Below are 20,103 nucleotides of genomic sequence, written 5' to 3'. Positions count from 1 at the left end.
ATATTATGAAAAAACAATGGCATTTTGACGTTGAAAACCTCCAATATTATCAAAAGCAAGGAAAGAACAAATGGTTTCTTCCACTTCTTATTGTTTTCATCGCTAGTTTGGGGTTTGGTTTTATATTTTTTATTGCAATCATTTCATTTTATGAAACTCCCAAACAAAGAAGTCTACTGAATCAGCTGGAAATATATGAAAATACACTTAATAGAACCAAAGAAAAATACCATCATTACGTTACCAAGCTCAAGCTTTTACAACAATACGATTCAATGGTTACAAAAGAAATTTTTGAAGAAAGCATATACGATACCATTTTATTAGCTTCGTGGACCTCATTTGCTGATTCTATGCAAAATGTGCAAAGCATGATTTCATTTACCCAAAACCGATTATCAAAAGTTGAAAACAGGCTATATATTGAATATGTTGCGAAATTGCTTGCAATATACATCCAAAAACATTACGATAAAATAGAAAAATTGCCTCTTCGAATACCTCTTCCCGAGGGAAAATATACACTTGTCAGTGGATATGGAAAACGTATACATCCTATTTTCAAAATGGTTCGCCAACATAACGGGGTAGATTTTGCAGCTAGAGCAGGTACACCTGTACTTGCCACAGCCGGCGGAATTGTTGTTCCACCACCTCAGAACATGATAGGATACGGAAATGTTGTTTGTATTGACCATGAAAATGGCTTCAAAACGATTTATGCTCAGCTCTTAGAAAGCAAAGTAAAGTTATACCAGAAAATTAAGCCCAATGAAGTAATTGGATTGGTTGGTAGTTCTGGAATATCATATGGACCTCATCTTCATTATGAAATATGGTATCATGATAAGCCCATTGATCCCATGGATGTGATGATGGCAATTCCTCCTGTCCATTACTTCCAAATGTTTACAAAAGCCAAACAATTAAATCAAAGTTTATCATGAATGAAAGAACATCTCGCTTAAATCTTCTCACTGCCACAAATTTTGTCATAGCTAACATGATTGGTACAGGTGTATTCACTTCTCTGGGGTTTCAACTAAATGTATTTAGCAATCCAGTAACCATCCTTTTGCTTTGGCTAATTGGAGGGATCCTTGCCCTTTTCGGAGCTTTTGCCTATGCGGAGCTAGGGACTTTATTTCCACGCAGTGGTGGTGAATACAATTTTCTTCGTCAAATATACCATCCTTCACTTGGCTTTTTAGCTGGATGGACTTCCATAACTATAGGTTTTGCTGCCCCTGTTGGACTTGCGTGTATTGCTTTTGGAAAATATCTGTACCAGATCTTCCCTTATCTTACTCCAACATGGTATGCATTGATTATTCTTGCGATCATTACATTGGCTCATTCGCGTACCATTAATTTAAGTAGTGGTTTTCAAAATGGCTTTACATTATTTAAAATCTTTTTCATTGTATTTTTCATTCTAGCAGGATTATTGTTCTCTCCTTCCAATCAGGATTCTACCAATCCGATTACTTTAGACAATCTATTCAATGATATTTTTTCTGCCGGCTTCTTTGTTAGCCTTATATACGTATCTTATGCTTATAGTGGATGGAATGCTTCAGCTTATTTTGTAAACGATCTGAAAAATCCTCGTTCTCAGCTTCCACGCTCGCTCGTGCTAGGAACTGGTTTTGTCATGCTGCTCTATTTGCTATTGAACTATACTTTCATGCAAGTAGCACCTTTAGAAAAATTGAAAGGCGAGGTAGAAATAGGTTTCATTGCAGCTGAATACATTTTCAATCCAAATATCAGCAAATTAATGGCTCTTATTATTTCTCTTTTACTTATTTCCTCTATAAGCTCCATGGTTTTTACTGGGCCACGCGTCTTACAAGTCATGGGTGAAGATATATTTCTTTTCAAAAAACTTGCTTATAAAACCCAAAAGGGAATACCACTATATGCATTGCTTTTTCAATCTCTTATCAGTGCCATCCTTATTCTTCTGACCAATTTTGAAAATCTTCTTACTTTTACGGGATTTACTTTAAATATATTTACTTTTCTATCCGTAATGGGGATTTTTATTGTCCGATATAAGAAGCTAAAATTTCCATCGGCCGTAAGAACAATCGGTCATCCTTTGACTACTTTATTTTTTATGTTGTTTAACGCTGCCATGGCTGTTTTTTTGATTGTTGAGCGACCTACTGAATCTTTAGCAGGACTGGGGCTTCTTCTTGTTGGTGGATTGATATACATCATTGATCAAAAAATATCAAAATCATGAAAAATATTTTCATTGTCATTTTTGCTATTTTAATGTCTGCCTGTGGTTCCGAAACAAAAGTAGACAACAATAACAAGGACACATCAAAAACACTGACGAGTTCTCCTCAAAGAGATACACTTGTATGGCAGTCTACTTATTATGATGACATATCGCGATTTATAGCTGGCTTGCCTGTGAGCGATACAAGCCAATTTTTTCAGCTAACTCAGACTCATGAGTGGAAATCTTATGCACAGCAAACTGACTCAGCATGGAAACAATTTGAAAAAGAAAAAATAAAAGTTATCCGAAGCTGGGTTTCTACTCATTTGGATACACTCCTTATAAAAACAGATACAGTTTTCTATCCATTCAGCGGACCTGATTTCTCCTACATGTATGCTTTTTTCCCAGATGCCCGCTGTTACATTATGGTCGCACTTGAACCCATTGGCAAAATACCTGACATTCAAAAAATCGGTCGTCAACTTAATTCTTTTTTTTCAACACTCCATCAAGCTATATACGATAACTTAAACCTGAGCTTCTTCATTACAAAGAAAATGAAATATCAAGTAAATAATGAACAAATTCAGGGCACTCTTCCTCTTCTTCTTTTCTTTATGGCACGACATCATCTTCGAATCTTACAGATTAAATCATTTGAATTGAACGAAAATGGACAAATAGTATATCATAACGACACCAGTTTTCATCCTCGACACAAATTTTCACACGGAGTGGAAATTACATTTTACAATGAAAAAATCTATCGGATTCAAAAACTTAGTTATTTGAGTTACAGTATACGCAATGATGGTTTTCAAGCATTTCCTAACGGTGAAAAATTCTTGTCTCGCTTAAAAAATGTTTCTACTTTCATTAAATCCAGTTCATATTGCCCACATGAAGATAAATATAGCAAAATCAGAAATATCATCTTGTCTGCTAGTAAAAATATCGTACAAGATGATAGCGGTGTTCCTTTGAAATTTTTGAAGAATGATCTTTGGAATTTGAGCTTTTTTGGAAAGTACACCCAGACCATTCCTGTTTTTGCTGCGTATCACCAACCTGAACTTGTCACCATTACTGCTCAAAATGAGGAACTTCGATTTCGTTTTGGTTATAACCCAAAATCTCTTATTTTTGTTGCAATAAAAAAATAACATGATTTTGAAAAAGTTTTCTATTCTTTTGTTTCTTATTCCTTCTATAATATTTTCTCAAGTTGATTCTCTCGCAGATGACTTTTCAGATGTTCTAGATACAATTGAATATCAAGGTGAGAAAATTGTTTTATATAAAAACAATAGCTGGACTTTTTTATCCTCCATCGATCAGTTAAAAAGAGATGAACTTTTTTGTGACACTTCTATGATATTTAAAGAATGCTGGAACACTAATATGACTTTTACTTATGGCTCTTCAGGTACTATTAATGATAGTATCGTTATACCTTTGATAGATTCTGTCAGAAAATTTGTTTTGCCTCATTATGGTTCAATCAATTCAGGTTTTGGGTGGCGTGGACGTCGTGAGCACAAAGCTATTGATATTAATTTGGATGTTGGTACGCCAGTGAGGGCCGCTTTCGATGGGAAAGTCAGATATGCCCAATACAACAAGGGTGGTTATGGAAAACTAATCATCATTAGGCATTTTAATGGTCTTGAGACTTATTATGCTCACCTTTCAAAAATTTATGTCAAACCCAATCAAATTGTAAAAGCTGGTCAAATCATAGGAGCTGGTGGCAATACGGGTGCTAGCTGGACGGGTGCTCATCTCCATTTTGAGGTGCGCTGGAAAGACCATGCTTTTGATCCACTCAAAATCATAGATTTCGAAAACCAAAAGCTTAAGAGTGATACCCTAGTATTGAAACCTTCAGACTTTAAAGTTGTACAAGATCACAAAGCTTACGCAAGAAATCTTGTCAACGGCGACAAACCCATGCCCAGATACGGAGGTGTGACTACGCCAACTCAAACCAATCCTAATAAAGCTTCACCATCTAACGACAAACTATACCAGTCAGTAAAACCAGGTACATACCATATGGTTCAAAAAGGTGAATCTCTCTGGTCTATAGCTAATAAATATGGTACAACAGTAGAAAATTTATGCAAACTCAACAATATCCAGCCTAATTCAGTCATTCAAATTGGTCAGAAAATTAGAATTAAATAATTTTTTACTAGTATTTTTCATCTATTTTTTTCCTTGCCTGAAAGAAGGAAAAAGTCAGTATGTCTACAAACCTGATGATACATCGTATCTTGCAAATCTCATTTTTGTTCAGTATTGTGATTCCTTTCCAGAAATATATGAGGAACCTGAGAAATTTCAATTGCAAATCATTTTCGTCAGGATTAATCGAGATTCACTTCAAAAACCACATTTTTCCAGGCATACTTTAGGCGTAAATCGTTACCACTATTTTTATCCTGCTAGTCTTATCAAGTTGCCTGTCATACTCTTATCTCTTGAAAAGTTACAGACGCTTAAAAAATACGGTGTAAACAAATATACTTGCCTGAAAATAGGTAAGGTTAGCTCATGTCAGACAAAACTTACAGATGATTCCACATCATTAGATGGATGCCCAACCATAGCTGATTTTATTCGAAAAATACTTCTTGTTTCCGATAATATATCATATAATCGTTTGTATGAATTCCTTGGACAACAATACATTCACCAACAACTTCGAAAAAAAGGATACAAAGACGTTTATATTCTAAAACGTTTTTCTTCTGCCTGCTCTGTCGAAGAAAATCGCTTGACTAATCCATTTTGGTTTTATAACAAACACAACCAAATTCTATATTATCAACCTCCTCAGACCAATACTCAAATATTGTACGTTCCGTACAACATTCAAACCCAAATTGGTAAAGGTTACCTAAAAGGCAAAGTTCTTGAAGAGAAACCTTTCGATTTTCGTTATTCATCTTTCCTGCCTTTAGAAGATGCTCTAGAAATGATTCAATCCATTTTTTTCCCCGAGTCACTACCACCTCGTAAAAGATGGAACATATCAGAAGAAGACAGAGCTTTTTTAATCCGATATCTTGCCATGTATCCTCGTCAATCTAAATACAAAATATACAAAAATTACGAGAAATACGAAGACAGTTATAAAAAATATTTTTGCATTGGCGATTCTAAAGATACCATCCAAGATAATGGATTAAAAATTTTTAACATAGTCGGACTCAGTTATGGTTTTGTGATGGATGTAGCATACATCGTTCATCTTGAAAAAAAGATTGAATTTTTGGTGGCTGCTGTTATTTATACCAATGCAAACGATATTCTTAATGATGATCAATACGAATACCATCAGATTGCATTTCCTTTCTTTGGAAAATTAGGTCGAATACTACTTCAAGAAGAAGAAAAACGAATCAAAAACGTTCTCCCTAATTTTTCGGAACTTGAGAAAATATTGCAAGACACTGTACAATCACATAATTAGTTTTTAAATATTTTAGATGAAGAGGCTTTTTTTTAAGACAGAAATGTTTTTTAAAAGGTGTTTATCTTAAATATTCTTGCTACCTTTGTAGAGAGAAGTTAATTGAAACATCATGAGTGAAAAGACATTATTTGACGCCACACAGAATTTAGCACTGCTATCTGAAACAGACAAATCTAATGGTTATACAGCTCAAAACATTCAAGTGCTTGAAGGGCTAGAAGCTGTGCGGAAGAGACCTGCCATGTATATTGGCGATATAGGACAAAAAGGCTTACATCACCTCGTATATGAAGTTGTCGACAATTCCATCGATGAAGCATTGGCAGGTTATTGTACTGAAATTGAAGTAATTATTCATGAAGACAATGCCATAACTGTCAAAGATAATGGTCGAGGAATACCTGTAGACTGGCACGAAAAGGAGCAAAAATCAGCACTTGAAGTGGTAATGACTGTTCTTCACGCTGGAGGCAAGTTCGATAAAGGTTCTTACAAAGTTTCAGGTGGTTTACACGGCGTTGGAGTATCGTGCGTAAATGCTCTTTCCTCGAAACTCATCGCTACAGTTCATCGAGATGGGAAAATCTACCAACAAATCTACGAACGCGGTAAACCAATTACCGAAGTAAATGTGATTGGTGAAACTGATCAAACTGGTACCATCATTTTTTTTAAGCCTGATCATCATATTTTCCACACAACCACTTATAGCTATGAAATTTTGGCAGGACGATTGCGGGAGCTTTCATATTTGAACAAAGGTATTCGCCTCATACTTACCGATCTACGAAAAGATGAAGATGGTAACATTACTCGTGAAGAATTTTACTCTGAAAGAGGATTGTTAGACTTTATCGAATATCTGGACATCAATCGTGAACCCCTCATAGAAAAACCCATATATTTTGAAGGTGAAAAAAATGGAATTATTTACGAAATAGCATTACAATACAACACATCTTTTTCCGAGAACGTACATACTTTTGTTAATAATATCAATACCATTGAGGGAGGTACTCACCTGGCAGGTTTTCGAAGAGGTCTCACACGAACTCTTAAAGCTTATGCTGAACGTAACGGCATGTTAGCAAAACTTAAATTTGATATTAACGGTGATGATTTTCGTGAAGGCTTAACAGCAATCATATCAGTAAAAGTTCCGGAACCACAATTTGAAGGACAAACTAAAACCAAACTGGGGAACAATGAAGTTATGGGAATTATCGACACAGTCGTGTCAGAACATTTAAATTATTACCTCGAAGAAAACCCTAAAGATGCAAAAAATATAGTCAATAAAGTCATCTTGGCTGCTACTGCTCGTCATGCTGCCCGCAAAGCTCGAGAATTGGTTCAACGTAAAGGTGCACTTTCCAATACTGGACTTCCGGGAAAATTGGCTGACTGTGTTGAAAAAGATCCTCGCCTGTGCGAAATTTTTCTCGTTGAGGGTGATAGTGCAGGTGGAACCGCTAAACAAGGTCGTAACAGACAATTTCAAGCCGTTCTTCCACTCCGTGGGAAAATTCTTAACGTAGAAAAAGCAATGGCTCATAAAATATTCGACTCTGAAGAAATTAAAAATATTTTCACAGCACTCGGAGTAACGATAGGAACAGAAGAAGACTCTAAAGAACTTAATCTATCGAAATTACGTTATCACAAGGTCATCATCATGACAGATGCTGATGTGGACGGAAGTCACATCACAACTCTTCTATTGACCTTTTTCTTTCGTTACATGAAACCACTCATAGAAAACGAACATCTTTACATTGCAACACCTCCACTTTATCTGATTAAGAAAGGAAATTTTTCACAATACGCATGGAGCGATGAAGAAAGAGACCAAATTCTAACCAAACTAAAAAACGAAGGCGGGGACAAAGGAATCACAGTCCAACGTTACAAAGGTCTTGGAGAAATGAATGCTGAACAACTATGGGAAACCACCATGAATCCAGAAACACGAATTCTCCGTTTAGTCACGATTGAAAATGCTGCCGAAGCTGATCGAATATTTTCTATGCTCATGGGCGATGATGTGCCTCCTCGACGCGAGTTCATAGAAAAACATGCTAAATATGCGAGAATAGATGCTTAATATTTGCCAATTTCTTTTTCGATAAAAGTTCTCATAGCCATCAAAGCTTTTTTTCGATGGCTAATATTGTTTTTCTCTTCCATAGTCATTTCAGCAAAAGTTCTATCGTAACCTTCGGGTACAAAAACACTGTCGTAGCCAAATCCACCCTTTCCTCTTCTTTCCCGAATAATCTGCCCGTATACCTCACCTTTAAAAAAATATGAATTGCCTCTCCAAATGAAACAAATGACCGTTACGAAACGAGCTTTTCTGTTTTCAATTCCTTCCAGTCGTCGTAGTAATTTAGAAATGTTCTTGTCTGAATTACCTTCTTCACCTGCATAACAAGAAGACCATACTCCAGGTTCGTTGTTTAAAGCCATTACTTCTAGACCACTATCATCAGCAAAGCAATCTAATCCCACAAGTTGATAGATAGTCTGAGCTTTGATCATAGCATTTTGATCAAAAGTATCTCCGGTTTCCTCTATGGGTACTTCGAGACCTATGTCTTTTAAAGACAATACTTCAATTTGACAGTCTTTAAGAATTTCCCAAGCTTCCTCCAATTTATGGAAATTATTGGTTACAAAAATTAGTTTCATGTGTCTGGATATATCATTTCACCTGAAAATAAAACAAATTTTCGATTTTCATCATACATGACAGCAAATTGCCCTGGTGCCACACCTTGTTGAGGTTCTTCGGTTTCTATCAGAATGTAGTGACCTTTTTTGATCACCTTTGCCTTCGAAAAATTTGGAGTATGTCTAATTTTCACAAATCCATGAATGTAATTGTGTTCATTAATTTCAACGGGGAATAAAGGATGAATGTCCCGAACATAGATAATTCTTTTCATGATGCTTTCTGGTTGATACCCTCTCGAAATGTATACCACATTTTGATAGGCATCCTTTTTTACGACAAACCATGGTCCTCCCGGCAGACCAAGTCCTTTTCGCTGACCAATGGTATAAAACCAATGACCCTGATGTTGACCTATTTTTTTGCCTGTTTCGTACTCTACAAATTCTCCTTCCCAAGTTCCAAGGAAACTTTTAATTAATTCAGTATATTGATTTCGGGCTATGAAACAAATTCCACTACTTCCTTTACGATTGGCATTTGGAAATCCAAGATCTTTTGCTAATGCTCGAACTTCTTCTTTCGTAATGTGAGCAAGAGGAAAATGTAGATGTTGTAATTGTTCCAAAGAAAGAGAGGAAAGAAAATATGTTTGATCTTTTATTTTATCTTTTGCAGTGTGAAGATATCCGACCCCTTGCCATCTCTGAATGTGAGCGTAATGACCAGTAGCAACAAGAGAGTAATTCTTACCATATTTTTCAACAAAAATTCCAAATTTGATGAGCTGATTGCACAATACGTCCGGATTAGGAGTTTTTCCCATTTTAAGACTTTCTAAATGATAGTGCATAATCATTTCCCAATATTCATCATGTAAGGAAACTATTTCGAAAGGGAGTTGGAACTTTTTTGCTATCCACCTACACATTTCAACATCTTCTTCCATCTTACAGTCGAACTCCTTAATTCCTTTATCAGGACCGATAGCTATATAGAATAAATGAGGCTTATATCCACGTTGTACCATCAAATAACAGGCAACGCTACTATCAACACCTCCAGAAACTAACAAAGCAACATCCATCGAATAAATATAAGTGCAAATTTAAAATAGTTTCATGCTTTAATAGAGAATCAAGCATCGATCCTGATCAATCGTTAATCGACCATTGAGCGCATGAGTTACCATCATTTTAAGAAACTCTGCTTCAAAAGGATATTGTTTTAAAATAGACAAAGGAAAAGCACAGTTGGAAAAAGAAATTTCACATTGACTTTCATGAAGTTTAACATTGATCTGAAATTCTTTATCGTTATGGTATTTTTCTGCCATGTTATAGAGGCAATTAATGGCTAAACCCAAGGGGATAGCTTTGTCGATATTTATCTGAAAATTCGTTTGATTATTATCTTTTACCAAATGAAAGTTGGTCATTTGGCTAGTAAGTGCCAAAAGATCAATAAATTGATGAATGGGAATATTCAACTGAAAATCTTTGAAATAAAACTCAGTGTAAGCAATAGCCATGATAAATATTTTCTTTTTGAGCAAATCGAAATAATCTTGTGGCATCGAAGTAGATTTGAAATAACGGTCGTAATGATTCAACAAAGAAAGAATAATTTGAAAAATATTTTTTAACCTATGATGTAATTCAAGGATTAATCTTTCTTTTTCTTGCAATGTTTTTTCAAGCAAGATAGATTGATGCATTCGTTCTGTAACATCTCGCCCAAGAATAAATATTTCTTGCTGATTATCTTTATCTGGCAATGGTGTAAGGGATAATTCAACCCATCGTTTTTCATTTCGAAGATTAGTCATTTCAAGAGTTAACACGAGATTCTGATGGGAATGAATAAGTAGTTTTTTCATACGCTCAACATCCCCGAAAGAGAAAAAAGCATGAATAGATTGCTTGTTTACTTGCGAAAGCGATAAACCACTCCATTGAACAAATACCTCATTAGCTGAAACAATTTCCCATTTTTCGTTCAAAAGCAAAACGAAATCTTTGGTTTTATTAAAGAGTTCGTTAAATCGCGTTTGCAAAGTAGCTTGTTCTTTCTTGATATGCTGATAATCCGTAAGGTCTTCCACAAGAAGTAACACAGTAGGCACATCAAAACCTGTAAAATAAAAAGGTTTAATTTGTACGCGTGCGTAAAGTTCTTTACCCCAATAACTTCGATAATTGATCTCCGCTGTCATCGTTTGCCCTGTCTGATGAACACGCTCAATGGCTTTCTTGAGTTCAGTTGTTCTTTCGGGAGTTACTTTAAATATATTCAACTGTTTACTCATTTCCTTAGAAGGAGATCCTAACATTTTAACAAGTGTTTCGTTGATTTCAATTACCTGACCGTCCAAGCCAAGCAAACAAAGCCCAACAGGTACTTCCTCAAAAATAGTTCTAAATTTTTGCTGGGCTTCATGAAGTTCGCGTTTATTTAACTCTTCAGATGTTACATTTCTCAAAGATCCAACAATGATCTTTTTTCCATCACTATTTTGAATGACCTTAGAATTCACAGAAACATAAAAAATTTCTCCTTCATTACTTTTCAGTTCTAAAAGATAATTTTGTACAGAACCTTGTACGGATAGAAGTTGTAAATATTTTTCACGTTCCAGGGGATCATTATAGAATTCTAGCATATTCTTACCTATCAATTCTTCTCGAGGTTTTCCTATCACTTTGCCAACCGAAGGACTTAGTTCGATGATATTTCCATCCCAATCAACCTCAAAATAAACATCCTGCATGTAGTAAAAAATTCTCTGATACCTTTCTTCAATGGCTGCAATGGATTTTTTGATATTTTCAGATTCATCGGATGGAAGAAAATACATTAAGTAAGATGATACCTGATGAGGAGTTTTAAAATGTGGTTTTATGTAACCATAAACCATATTTCTAAGATGAGTATTTTTAAGATTTTTTAGATGATATGTAGAAAAGAAAAAATGTTTTCCATTTTTTAAATTTTCTACGTCCAATAAAGTTAAACCCAATATGTCAAGCGTTTTTGAATCAAATAAATCAACTTGACCCAAAAAAATTTCGATTGCAACCTGATTTCCAACTATCCATTTACCATTTTCATCGAACAATACGATACATTGCTTATTTTGATTTAACAATAATTCAAGATCGTGATAAACATGAGTCAAGTACAAGTATCTTTGAAAAAAAAGAAATAAAGCATTAAGGAATTTCAAAAAAGAATTCAACCTGTGTATCTCCAGTGCATTTAGAATTCTGGGAACGAATATGACCAACGTGCCAAGAATATTTTTTTCATCCACAAAGCCAAACCCATACATATAAGACAGAGAAATTTCCTTAAGCAAATGGTCTATTTCTGGACGATATAAATTCAAAAGAACTTGCCTCAAATCGTGAAGAAAAATCAATTCGTTTTTTTTGATTTGTTCTTTTACATCACTATTTAATAAAAAGCTTAAGTCTATAAAATCGGAAAATATTTGCTTGCTTAACAGCTCTACCAGCTCCTGAGTACCAGATAAAGCTAATAAACGAAGGCGATCGTCCAATATACACTCTGAAAATGATACTAGACACTTATCAACAGGCAGACTGTCATGAACCTGTTCCGTTAACCAGTGAACAAAACCTTGATACGAGTTAATATAATATAAGGACTTCCAATCTACACGAGACCCAGGGTAGTTGAAAAGAAGGGGAACAATTTGCTCATTAAAATATTTTTCTCTCTCACTTTCATCTGTCTCAGACAACCAGCTTTGAAAAATCTCACGTACTTTTTTCATGCCAAATTTTAAAAACGTAAAAATAAATCATTTAGAATTTTATTATTATTTTGCAAATGAATCTCTAAACAAATGAAAAAATTTTCATTGCTTTTTGTTGCATTCACATTTTTACTGCTTAGTCAGAGAATTAGTTTAAATGATGCTTACTCTATCGGATTTTACTTTGGAAAGGAAAAATTACAGAGACAAGTGATATTTGATTCCTTACATATTAAGACTTACGTTTTTGAAAATGATACGGTTTTATATATTCTTTATTTAGAACCTGAAGGCTTTGTGGTGGTTCCTGCATGGATTGTTTCTGTTCCTGTCCTTGCCTATAGTAACAAGGGAAAGCTTGTTTCTCAAGAACCTCATCAGGCTTTTTCTCTATGGTTGAATAGTTACGCCAGGCAAGTTAAACATGCTATCCAAAACAAAATTACACCCAGTGAAAAAAGCATCAAACTTTATCAAGACTACCTCAAAGGCCATATACCCAAATTGAAATCACAAGTAGGACCTTTACTTCATACTACATGGGATCAAGGTACATATTACAACATGTATTGTCCTATTGACCCAGCTGGTCCCGATAACAGATGCGTAACAGGATGTGTAGCTACAGCGATTGGTCAGCTTTTTAACTATTTTCGGTGGCCCGTGCGAGGTACAGGGGCTTACACAAGCGAAGACACTACTTATGGAGTACTTTTTGTAGATTTTTCTCAACATACCTACCAATACAATGAAATGCCTACTTTTTTATCGCGCGAGAACAAAGAGGTTGCCAAATTACTTTACCATATTGGTGTATCGGTTGATATGCATTATGGGCCACATGGGAGTGGCATGACCAATCACAAAGCCGCTTATATCATGCGTGAATTCTTTTCATATAATTCTCAAACACAATACTTATTTAGGGATACTTTTCAAGGAAATTGGATTAATGTAATTCTTGATCATTTAAACCAAAAGTTACCTCTTTATTATGCTGGTTGGAGTGATACTACCTATACCTCTGGACATGCATTTGTTGTTGATGGTTACCAGGATAGTACTTATTTTCATATTAACTGGGGCTGGGGTGGATTGTTTGATGGCTACTTCTACCTTGATCAACTCACCCCAGGTGGAGCTAATTTTAATCTCTCACAGGAAGTTATTGTAAACATGATTCCTGTTGGTAATTATCCACCCTATTGCCAAGGAATAGATACGTTAAAATCTGTGACCGGTACCATTGACGATGGGTCAGGTCCTTTGTATCCCTATAAATCTCATACCCATTGTAGTTGGCTTATACTTCCTGAAGATAGTGTCACAGGTTTTCACCTGGATTTTATAGAATTTAATGTAGATTCTGGTGGGGTTCTGAAAATCTTTGCTGGCGATAATCCATCTGCCCCGCTTGTTGGAGCATTCACAGGACATTTCAACTCTTTTCATCTTCACGTACCCAATACATCTCGTTTGCTATTAACTTTTACTTCTTCAAATGATAGTAGTGATGGTTTTTTAATTGAGTACCGTGCAACAACTCTATCCTATTGCAGTGGTATTGTTACTTTGAATCAACCCACGGACACTTTTTCTGACGGTAGTGGCTCATATCCTTATCAGGGAAACACACTGTGCAGATGGAAAATTCAAACTTACCAGCCCACATGGCTTAAGTTCTTGACTTTCGAAGTAGATCCAACTGATTATGTACGAATTTTCGATAATTCCTCCGGACACCTTGTCGACCTTTCTGGCTTCAGTTTGCCTGATCCCATATTTTCGCTTAGTGGAGACCTTTCTGTTATTTTTAAAACTTCACCCACTTATAGGGCAAATGGTTTTGTAGCTTATTACCACCCTTCAGCTGCTTATATTAAAGATCTTCCCCAGGAGTTATTTGCTTATCCTAATCCTGTTCAAGATAAACTTTTTTTGACGGGAATTGAGGAAAAAACTCATGTTCGGATTTTTTCAATAGATAGCAAACTAGTCTCGGAACATTTGATTTCAAAAGAAAATCCTGTTATTTATGTTCATGATTTAAGGGAAGGAGTATATATTGTGAATTTAAGATTTCGTAATGAAAACCAGAATTTTTTTATCATAAAAAAGTAATAAAATGGAACTGGATCTCAACAACATTATTATGGTTGGTGAAAGAGTCCTTGTTAAATTAAAAAAGGAAGAAGAACAGACCATTGGCGGACTTTACCTACCACCAGGATATCAATTAAAAGAACCTATCTTGAGTGGATGGATCATTAAAGTTGGACCTGGCTATCCTATTCCAATTCCTCGTGAGAATGATGAGCCATGGAAAAATCAGCAAAATGAACCTCAATACATTCCTCTGCAAGCAAAAGTAGGGGATTTTGTATTATTTTTACAAAAAAATGCCATCGAAGTTATTATTAACAATGAAAAATATTATATCGTTCCCCACAACAGCATTTTACTTATACATCGCGTTGAATTTTAAACTCATTTATGATGGTAATTGATGATCTTGATTTAATTAAAATGTCTCAACAAGTGAGAAGGGACATTCTCAGGATGATATACCATGCCAAATCTGGACATCCAGGAGGTGCATTAGGATGTGCTGATTTCATGGTAACACTTTATTTTAGCAAAATATTAAAACATTCCCCAGAAACATTCACTCTTGACGGAATTGGAGAAGATGTTTTTATTCTTTCCAACGGACATTTAAGTGCTCTATGGTATAGTGTATTAGCACGTTGTGGTTACTTTCCATTAGAAGAACTATCTACTTTCAGAAAAATAAATTCTCGCCTCCAAGGCCATCCTACAAATGCTGAAGGGCTTCCTGGTATTCGAATTTCCACTGGTTCTCTCGGACAGGGATTATCCGTTGCTATTGGTTTTGCACTTGGCAAAAAGCTTCACAATGACCCATATCATGTTTTTTGCTTAATGGGTGATGGCGAGATACAAGAAGGTCAAATCTGGGAAGCAGCCATGTTCGCCGGAGCCAAAAATGTTGATAATTTAATAGCCATTGTCGATTGGAACAACAAGCAAATAGATGGTCCAGTTTCTGAAGTCTTAAACCTTGGAAATCTTCATCAAAAGTGGCAAGCATTTGGTTTCGAGGTTCTCGAAATGGATGGCCATAACCACCAAGAAATTTATAATACCCTTCTCCAAGCAAAAAGATTAAGTTATAAAGGCAAACCTATCGTGATTCTCATGCACACCATTATGGGAAAAGGCGTTTCATTTATGGAAAATAACCACAAATGGCATGGAAGTCCTCCCAATGAGGAACAATTTAATCAAGCTATTCGGGAAATTCCGGAAACTTATGGAGATTTTTAAAAAATTTTTTCTAATATTTTCTATTGTCATACTTACCTCATCAGAAATTAAATCCCAGGGCATTCCACCCAAAATTAAACCAAAGCTTACACGAATACTTTTTTTATTTGATGCTAGTCAATCCATGTATGGCAAATGGCAAAGCGACATTAAAATTAATGTTGCTAAAAACATTATGTTCGAACTTCTTGATAGCCTCAGAAATGCCAAAAATGTTGAGTTTGCTTTACGTGTGTATGGCCATACCAAAACATTTCCACCACAGGACTGCGACGATAGTCGACTTGAGATACCTTTTGCCCCAAACAACATTGATAAAATCAAAAACCGAATCCGATCACTAGTACCCAGCGGGACAACACCTATAGCACTTTCACTTCAACTTGCTGCCAATGACTTTCCTCCGTGCGAAGATTGCCGTAATATTATTATTCTTATCACCGATGGAATCGAAGAATGTAGAGGCGATCCATGTGCTGTTTCTAAAGAACTACAAGAAAAAGGTATTATTCTAAAACCTTTCATCATTGGAATCGGTCAGAATTTTTCTGAAGCTTTCAATTGTGTGGGTATGTATTTTGATGGCTCAACCGAAGAAGAATTCAGAAGAGTTATACATGTTGTTATTTCTCAAGCTTTGAATCCTACAACATGCCAGATAAATTTGCTAGACGTATACCAGCAACCTTCAGAAACCAATGTACCCATTACTTTATTTGATAAAGTTAGCAATCTTCCTCGCTATCACTTTATCCATACATTAAACGCAAGAGGAGTACCCGATACACTTTATATTGACCCTATTCCTAAATACTATATTAAAGTTCACACCTTACCCCCTGTCTTCATAGATTCACTTGTCTTGAGACCTGGCTATCACACCACCGTGGGTACTTTTGCAGGTCAGGGAACTCTTGTTGTAAAAACTAAAGGCAAATTAAGCCAAGGTAATACTCCTATTCCCATCATGGTTTATCAGTCTGGAAGTTGCCAGCTTCTCAATACCCAGTGGTTTAAGCAGCCGGTCAAATACCTTGTAGGGAAATACGATATTCGTATCAATACTATTCCTCCTATAGAACTAAAAGATGTTGAAATCAATCAAAATACGACTACAACCATTGAAATTGAAGAACCGGGATACGTCATTTTTCAGTTTCCCTCTGATGGCTACGGATTTCTACTCTGGCGGAAAAGTAGAAATGAAATAGAACGCGTTCATGTTTTCCCTGAGAATTCAATCCAAGAAATTCTTTATCTCATGCCAGGGGAATACATTGCAGTTTTTAGAGCAAAGTATCAAACTAAAGCTCAAGCTAGTATAGAAAAAAAATTTAAAATTGAATCGGGGCAAACCCTAAGAATCAATATGTCCATGTATTAAATTCTTTTCATATGAAGTACTACAAAAGTCGTCAGATGAAAGACACGCGATCAGGTTTTGGAGATGCATTGCTTGAACTTGGCAAGAATAATTCACGCGTGGTTGCCTTATGTGCAGATCTTACAAGTTCACTGAAAATGGATATTTTTGCCAGAGAATTCCCCCATCGTTTCTTCCAGGTTGGAATTGCGGAAGCCAACATGATGGGAATAGCAGCAGGCCTTGCATCTTCTGGATTTATTCCTTTTGTTGGAACTTTTGCTGTTTTTGCTACAGGTAGAGTTTACGATCAGATAAGACAAAGTATTGCTTACAGTCAAAAAAATGTTAAGATTTGCGCTTCACATGCTGGCCTTACTGTGGGCGAAGATGGAGCCACACATCAAATGATGGAAGATCTCGCCTTGATGCGATCTCTACCCAATATGACTGTGATCAATCCTTGTGATTACAGTCAAACTTATAAGGCAACTCTTGCTATAGCTGAATGGGAGGGCCCTGTATATTTGCGATTTGGTCGCCCATCTGTGCCAGATTTCACTTGGGATCTTCCATTTGAACTGGGCAAAGCATTAGTGCTTCAAGAAGGTCTAGACGTTTCTATTTTCGCCACAGGTCATATGGTATGGGAAGCATTAGAGGCTGCTAGAATTCTTTTTGAGCAATATAACATTTCTGCAGAAGTTATTAACATACATACGTTGAAACCTCTCGATGAAAACCAAATAATTTATTCTTTGCAAAAAACAGGTTGTGCAGTCACTGCAGAAGAACATCTTAAGGCCGGAGGTCTTGGTGAATTAATAGCCGGTATTGCCACCCTTTATCATCCAGTCCCCATAGAGATGGTATGCATGCAAGATCAATTCGGGGAAAGTGGAACGCCAACAGAACTGATGAATAAATATCAACTTAATTATCAAAGTATTATCCAGAAAACACTGCAAGTTATCAAACGTAAATAACCCTCCCATGGCCCATCCTACAGACAGTGAAATTCTAGCCCTACTCAAAAGTGATGCTACACGTGAACGTGGATTTACTTATCTAGTCAATAAATACAAAGAAAATATTTATTGGGTAGTTCGTCGAATCGTTTTCGACCATGATGATGCTAATGACATTGTCCAAAATACTTTTATCAAAATATGGAAATACATCCCCTTCTTCAAAGAGGATTCTCGAATTTTTACTTGGATGTATCGCATAGCCATTAATGAAGCTCTGAGTTTCTTAAAAAACAAAAAAGCCCATCTCAAGATTTCCCTTGAAGAAATGATCGAACAAACTGGTGATAGTTTTAAAGCAGACTCATACTTTTCAGGTTCAAAAATTCAACAAAAACTCTGGCATGAAATTCAAAAGCTACCAGAAAAACAAAAAATCGTTTTTATTCTCAAATACTTTAATAATCTTAGCTACGATCAAATTTCACAAATTCTGAAAACTAACATCTCAACTCTTAAAGTAACCTATCATATTGTGGTCAAAAAAATTTTGGAAAATTTAGCTAAAAATGATTAAACTTTTTTAATGTTCAATAGTCAAATTTATCGGTATGAGAAAAAATAAGTTATCTGATTTATTGATTAATAAGGATGAAGAAAAATTGAGGCAACTAACAGGCGATGAAAATCCATTTAAAGTTCCTGATAATTATTTTAATCAATTAGGTGTTGAAATTATTTCCAAAGTAAAAAACATTCCACTCATAACACCATGGTCACAAATTATAAAAATCGGTCTCATTACTTTGGGTGGAATAGCAATAGTAACCTCTGTATGGTATTTTATACATCTTTTTTCAGTTCAAAACTCCCCAAGCCAACAATCTTTAATTGATTCTACAGCCATTACTTCGAAAACATATCCGGTCGTAGCCATCAACGATGCAAACACCAATCCTGTTTTACTCATTGGCATGAACGAAGAAACCACAAAAAAAGCTCATGTTGTCATCAATCCTCAAGCAAAGCCCGATAAAATTTACCAAACAATTCAAAAACTTCCCTTGGAAGAAGAAACAAAAGAATATATCATCAAACAATATGAAGGACAAATATCGTCCTCCACTTCTTATTCAACTGTGAAATCTCCAACTTATATTTATGTAACCGATGCAGAAGATGCCACACCCATCAACGAAACCACCTCCACCGAAAATGATTATGTTCAAGACTATTCCATCTTTGAGATGGTTCCTCAAGATACCTGCATTGAATCACCCGTGAGATTAAATGCTTATAGTCCTGGTGCTACTTCTTATAAATGGAGTACGGGTGAAACAAATTCTACCATTCTCATCAAAGAAAGTGGAACTTATCGAGTCACTGTGTCTCTCAGTAATGGAAATGCCCAAATCAAAAGTATTCGTGTAAAATTCATTCCAAAACCCAAGCTAAGTAGTTCAAATCTAATTAACGGTTGTCTTAGCGAAGGTGTACAGCTTTCTGCGCAACAGAACTCAGACGATTATACGTACGAATGGCCTCAATTTCAAAGCAAAGAATCTTCTGTAGTTACAAAAGTTCCCGGTTGGTATTATGTTTATGTTAAAGGATGCAAAACTTACATCGACAGCTTTTATGTTAAGCTTCGTCATTGTGATGTCTATATACCCAAAGCTTTTACTCCTAATGGAGATGGAATCAATGATTACTTTATCATAGGCAACCTAGAAAAATATCCTGGCACCGAATTGCGCGTGTATAACCGTTATAACGGCCTAGTCTATTCTAGCAAAGACTACAGGAATGATTGGAATGGCGAAAATTGTGAGGATGGAAGCTATCTTTACATTTTGCGTTTCCCTGATGGAATAATTGAAGAAGGAGTGGTTACTATTCATCGGAAGTAAGCCTGCGGTACAATAATACCCTCACCCTCCAATCTCACGAAGCACCAGCTGTAAGCTGGTGTTTTTTTATGAAAGTTAACATCCTGGCGAATGCATAAATTGTTTTACTTTAATAGTGAGTAACATAACATCTTCTTATCATATAAGACTCATTGATCAATTAACTTAAAAATCATCGATCATGTTTCCTGCTAAGTCAAACAGGGTTTACTACCAATCTCACAGTAAAAATTATACAAATAGAATAAATGTTTAACAGGTAATACGCTCAAAAAAATAACAATAATCTCTTATCCAAAAATTGAAGTCGGAAGTAGAGAGAAAGAATTTTTTTCAAAT

Annotated in this window: 16 protein-coding genes; 13 read left to right on the top strand and 3 right to left on the bottom strand. The window is 35.6% G+C overall.

The features are described from left to right. The first annotated feature begins 5 nt into the window (after positions 1-5). The 6 genes from N2Z72_08125 to gyrB all read left to right on the top strand — a co-directional run bounded on the left by N2Z72_08125 (position 6) and on the right by gyrB (position 7,824). Positions 6-947, top strand: a complete 942-nt coding sequence (locus N2Z72_08125; protein ID MCX7697640.1) for a M23 family metallopeptidase — start codon at positions 6-8, stop codon at positions 945-947. Continuing rightward, on the top strand, positions 944-2,251 hold the full coding sequence (locus N2Z72_08120) for an amino acid permease (protein MCX7697639.1): 1,308 nt from the start codon (positions 944-946) through the stop codon (positions 2,249-2,251). The genes N2Z72_08125 and N2Z72_08120 overlap by 4 nt, the downstream gene beginning before the upstream one ends. Next, positions 2,248-3,402, top strand: coding sequence for a hypothetical protein (locus N2Z72_08115; protein ID MCX7697638.1), 1,155 nt, complete (start codon positions 2,248-2,250; stop codon positions 3,400-3,402). Before N2Z72_08120 ends, N2Z72_08115 begins: the two co-directional genes overlap by 4 nt. A 1-nt stretch (position 3,403) precedes the next feature. After that, positions 3,404-4,426 carry a peptidoglycan DD-metalloendopeptidase family protein gene (locus N2Z72_08110; GenBank protein ID MCX7697637.1) on the top strand — a complete coding sequence of 341 codons (1,023 nt, stop codon included), beginning with the start codon at positions 3,404-3,406 and terminating at the stop codon, positions 4,424-4,426. After that, the gene (locus N2Z72_08105; protein ID MCX7697636.1) at positions 4,401-5,717 is read left to right on the top strand and encodes a class A beta-lactamase-related serine hydrolase; all 1,317 of its coding nucleotides are present in this window, start codon (positions 4,401-4,403) and stop codon (positions 5,715-5,717) included. Before N2Z72_08110 ends, N2Z72_08105 begins: the two co-directional genes overlap by 26 nt. 112 nt (positions 5,718-5,829) lie before the next feature. Continuing rightward, positions 5,830-7,824, top strand: a complete 1,995-nt coding sequence (gyrB, locus tag N2Z72_08100; GenBank protein MCX7697635.1) for a DNA topoisomerase (ATP-hydrolyzing) subunit B — start codon at positions 5,830-5,832, stop codon at positions 7,822-7,824. Here the strand turns inward: gyrB and rdgB are convergent. From rdgB to N2Z72_08085, 3 genes are read right to left on the bottom strand one after another with little or no spacing between them, the layout of a single operon-like run. Continuing rightward, on the bottom strand, positions 7,821-8,411 hold the full coding sequence (gene rdgB, locus N2Z72_08095; protein ID MCX7697634.1) for an RdgB/HAM1 family non-canonical purine NTP pyrophosphatase: 591 nt from the start codon (positions 8,409-8,411) through the stop codon (positions 7,821-7,823). The genes gyrB and rdgB overlap by 4 nt on opposite strands. Beyond that, on the bottom strand, positions 8,408-9,481 hold the full coding sequence (gene mnmA, locus N2Z72_08090) for a tRNA 2-thiouridine(34) synthase MnmA (GenBank protein MCX7697633.1): 1,074 nt from the start codon (positions 9,479-9,481) through the stop codon (positions 8,408-8,410). Before mnmA ends, rdgB begins: the two co-directional genes overlap by 4 nt. Positions 9,482-9,520: 39 nt before the next feature. After that, positions 9,521-12,193 carry a PAS domain S-box protein gene (locus N2Z72_08085; GenBank protein ID MCX7697632.1) on the bottom strand — a complete coding sequence of 891 codons (2,673 nt, stop codon included), beginning with the start codon at positions 12,191-12,193 and terminating at the stop codon, positions 9,521-9,523. A 72-nt stretch (positions 12,194-12,265) separates the two neighbouring features. Between N2Z72_08085 and N2Z72_08080 the strand changes: the two genes are divergently transcribed. Genes N2Z72_08080 through N2Z72_08050 form a run of 7 tightly spaced genes read left to right on the top strand, consistent with a single transcriptional unit; the run spans position 12,266 to position 19,764 of the window. Next, positions 12,266-14,296: a C10 family peptidase gene (locus N2Z72_08080; protein MCX7697631.1), complete on the top strand. Its 2,031-nt coding sequence runs from the start codon at positions 12,266-12,268 to the stop codon at positions 14,294-14,296. A gap of 4 nt (positions 14,297-14,300) precedes the next feature. Next, a complete protein-coding gene (locus tag N2Z72_08075) occupies positions 14,301-14,660 on the top strand; it encodes a co-chaperone GroES family protein (GenBank protein MCX7697630.1) in 360 nt (119 codons plus the stop codon). Between the two features lie 8 nt (positions 14,661-14,668). Then, positions 14,669-15,523, top strand: a complete 855-nt coding sequence (locus tag N2Z72_08070; protein MCX7697629.1) for a transketolase — start codon at positions 14,669-14,671, stop codon at positions 15,521-15,523. Beyond that, positions 15,510-16,907 (top strand): VWA domain-containing protein, encoded by a 1,398-nt coding sequence (locus N2Z72_08065; GenBank protein MCX7697628.1) that lies wholly within the window; start codon positions 15,510-15,512, stop codon positions 16,905-16,907. The genes N2Z72_08070 and N2Z72_08065 overlap by 14 nt, the downstream gene beginning before the upstream one ends. Before the next feature lie 11 nt (positions 16,908-16,918). After that, the gene (locus N2Z72_08060; GenBank protein ID MCX7697627.1) at positions 16,919-17,872 is read left to right on the top strand and encodes a transketolase family protein; all 954 of its coding nucleotides are present in this window, start codon (positions 16,919-16,921) and stop codon (positions 17,870-17,872) included. A gap of 7 nt (positions 17,873-17,879) precedes the next feature. Continuing rightward, positions 17,880-18,431, top strand: coding sequence for an RNA polymerase sigma factor (locus N2Z72_08055; protein ID MCX7697626.1), 552 nt, complete (start codon positions 17,880-17,882; stop codon positions 18,429-18,431). A 34-nt stretch (positions 18,432-18,465) separates the two neighbouring features. Next, a complete protein-coding gene (locus N2Z72_08050) occupies positions 18,466-19,764 on the top strand; it encodes a gliding motility-associated C-terminal domain-containing protein (protein ID MCX7697625.1) in 1,299 nt (432 codons plus the stop codon). Positions 19,765-20,103: the final 339 nt, after the last annotated feature.

The sequence above is a fragment of the Bacteroidales bacterium genome (assembly GCA_026418905.1).
Lineage (GTDB): Bacteria > Bacteroidota > Bacteroidia > Bacteroidales > DTU049 > JAOAAK01.
Note: the sequence above shows the minus strand (reverse complement) of the source record. Positions and strands in the feature narration are given on the sequence as shown.

What these genes read in the sequence shown, in the direction of transcription:
- N2Z72_08125 (MCX7697640.1), top strand. Translation starts at nt 6, where the DNA reads ATGAAAAAACAATGGCATTTTGACGTTGAAAACCTCCAATATTATCAA.
- N2Z72_08120 (MCX7697639.1), top strand. Translation starts at nt 944, where the DNA reads ATGAATGAAAGAACATCTCGCTTAAATCTTCTCACTGCCACAAATTTT.
- N2Z72_08115 (MCX7697638.1), top strand. Translation starts at nt 2,248, where the DNA reads ATGAAAAATATTTTCATTGTCATTTTTGCTATTTTAATGTCTGCCTGT.
- N2Z72_08110 (MCX7697637.1), top strand. Translation starts at nt 3,404, where the DNA reads ATGATTTTGAAAAAGTTTTCTATTCTTTTGTTTCTTATTCCTTCTATA.
- gyrB (MCX7697635.1), top strand. Translation starts at nt 5,830, where the DNA reads ATGAGTGAAAAGACATTATTTGACGCCACACAGAATTTAGCACTGCTA.
- rdgB (MCX7697634.1), bottom strand. Translation starts at nt 8,411, where the DNA reads ATGAAACTAATTTTTGTAACCAATAATTTCCATAAATTGGAGGAAGCT.
- mnmA (MCX7697633.1), bottom strand. Translation starts at nt 9,481, where the DNA reads ATGGATGTTGCTTTGTTAGTTTCTGGAGGTGTTGATAGTAGCGTTGCC.
- N2Z72_08085 (MCX7697632.1), bottom strand. Translation starts at nt 12,193, where the DNA reads ATGAAAAAAGTACGTGAGATTTTTCAAAGCTGGTTGTCTGAGACAGAT.
- N2Z72_08080 (MCX7697631.1), top strand. Translation starts at nt 12,266, where the DNA reads ATGAAAAAATTTTCATTGCTTTTTGTTGCATTCACATTTTTACTGCTT.
- N2Z72_08075 (MCX7697630.1), top strand. Translation starts at nt 14,301, where the DNA reads ATGGAACTGGATCTCAACAACATTATTATGGTTGGTGAAAGAGTCCTT.
- N2Z72_08070 (MCX7697629.1), top strand. Translation starts at nt 14,669, where the DNA reads ATGATGGTAATTGATGATCTTGATTTAATTAAAATGTCTCAACAAGTG.
- N2Z72_08065 (MCX7697628.1), top strand. Translation starts at nt 15,510, where the DNA reads ATGGAGATTTTTAAAAAATTTTTTCTAATATTTTCTATTGTCATACTT.
- N2Z72_08060 (MCX7697627.1), top strand. Translation starts at nt 16,919, where the DNA reads ATGAAGTACTACAAAAGTCGTCAGATGAAAGACACGCGATCAGGTTTT.
- N2Z72_08055 (MCX7697626.1), top strand. Translation starts at nt 17,880, where the DNA reads ATGGCCCATCCTACAGACAGTGAAATTCTAGCCCTACTCAAAAGTGAT.
- N2Z72_08050 (MCX7697625.1), top strand. Translation starts at nt 18,466, where the DNA reads ATGAGAAAAAATAAGTTATCTGATTTATTGATTAATAAGGATGAAGAA.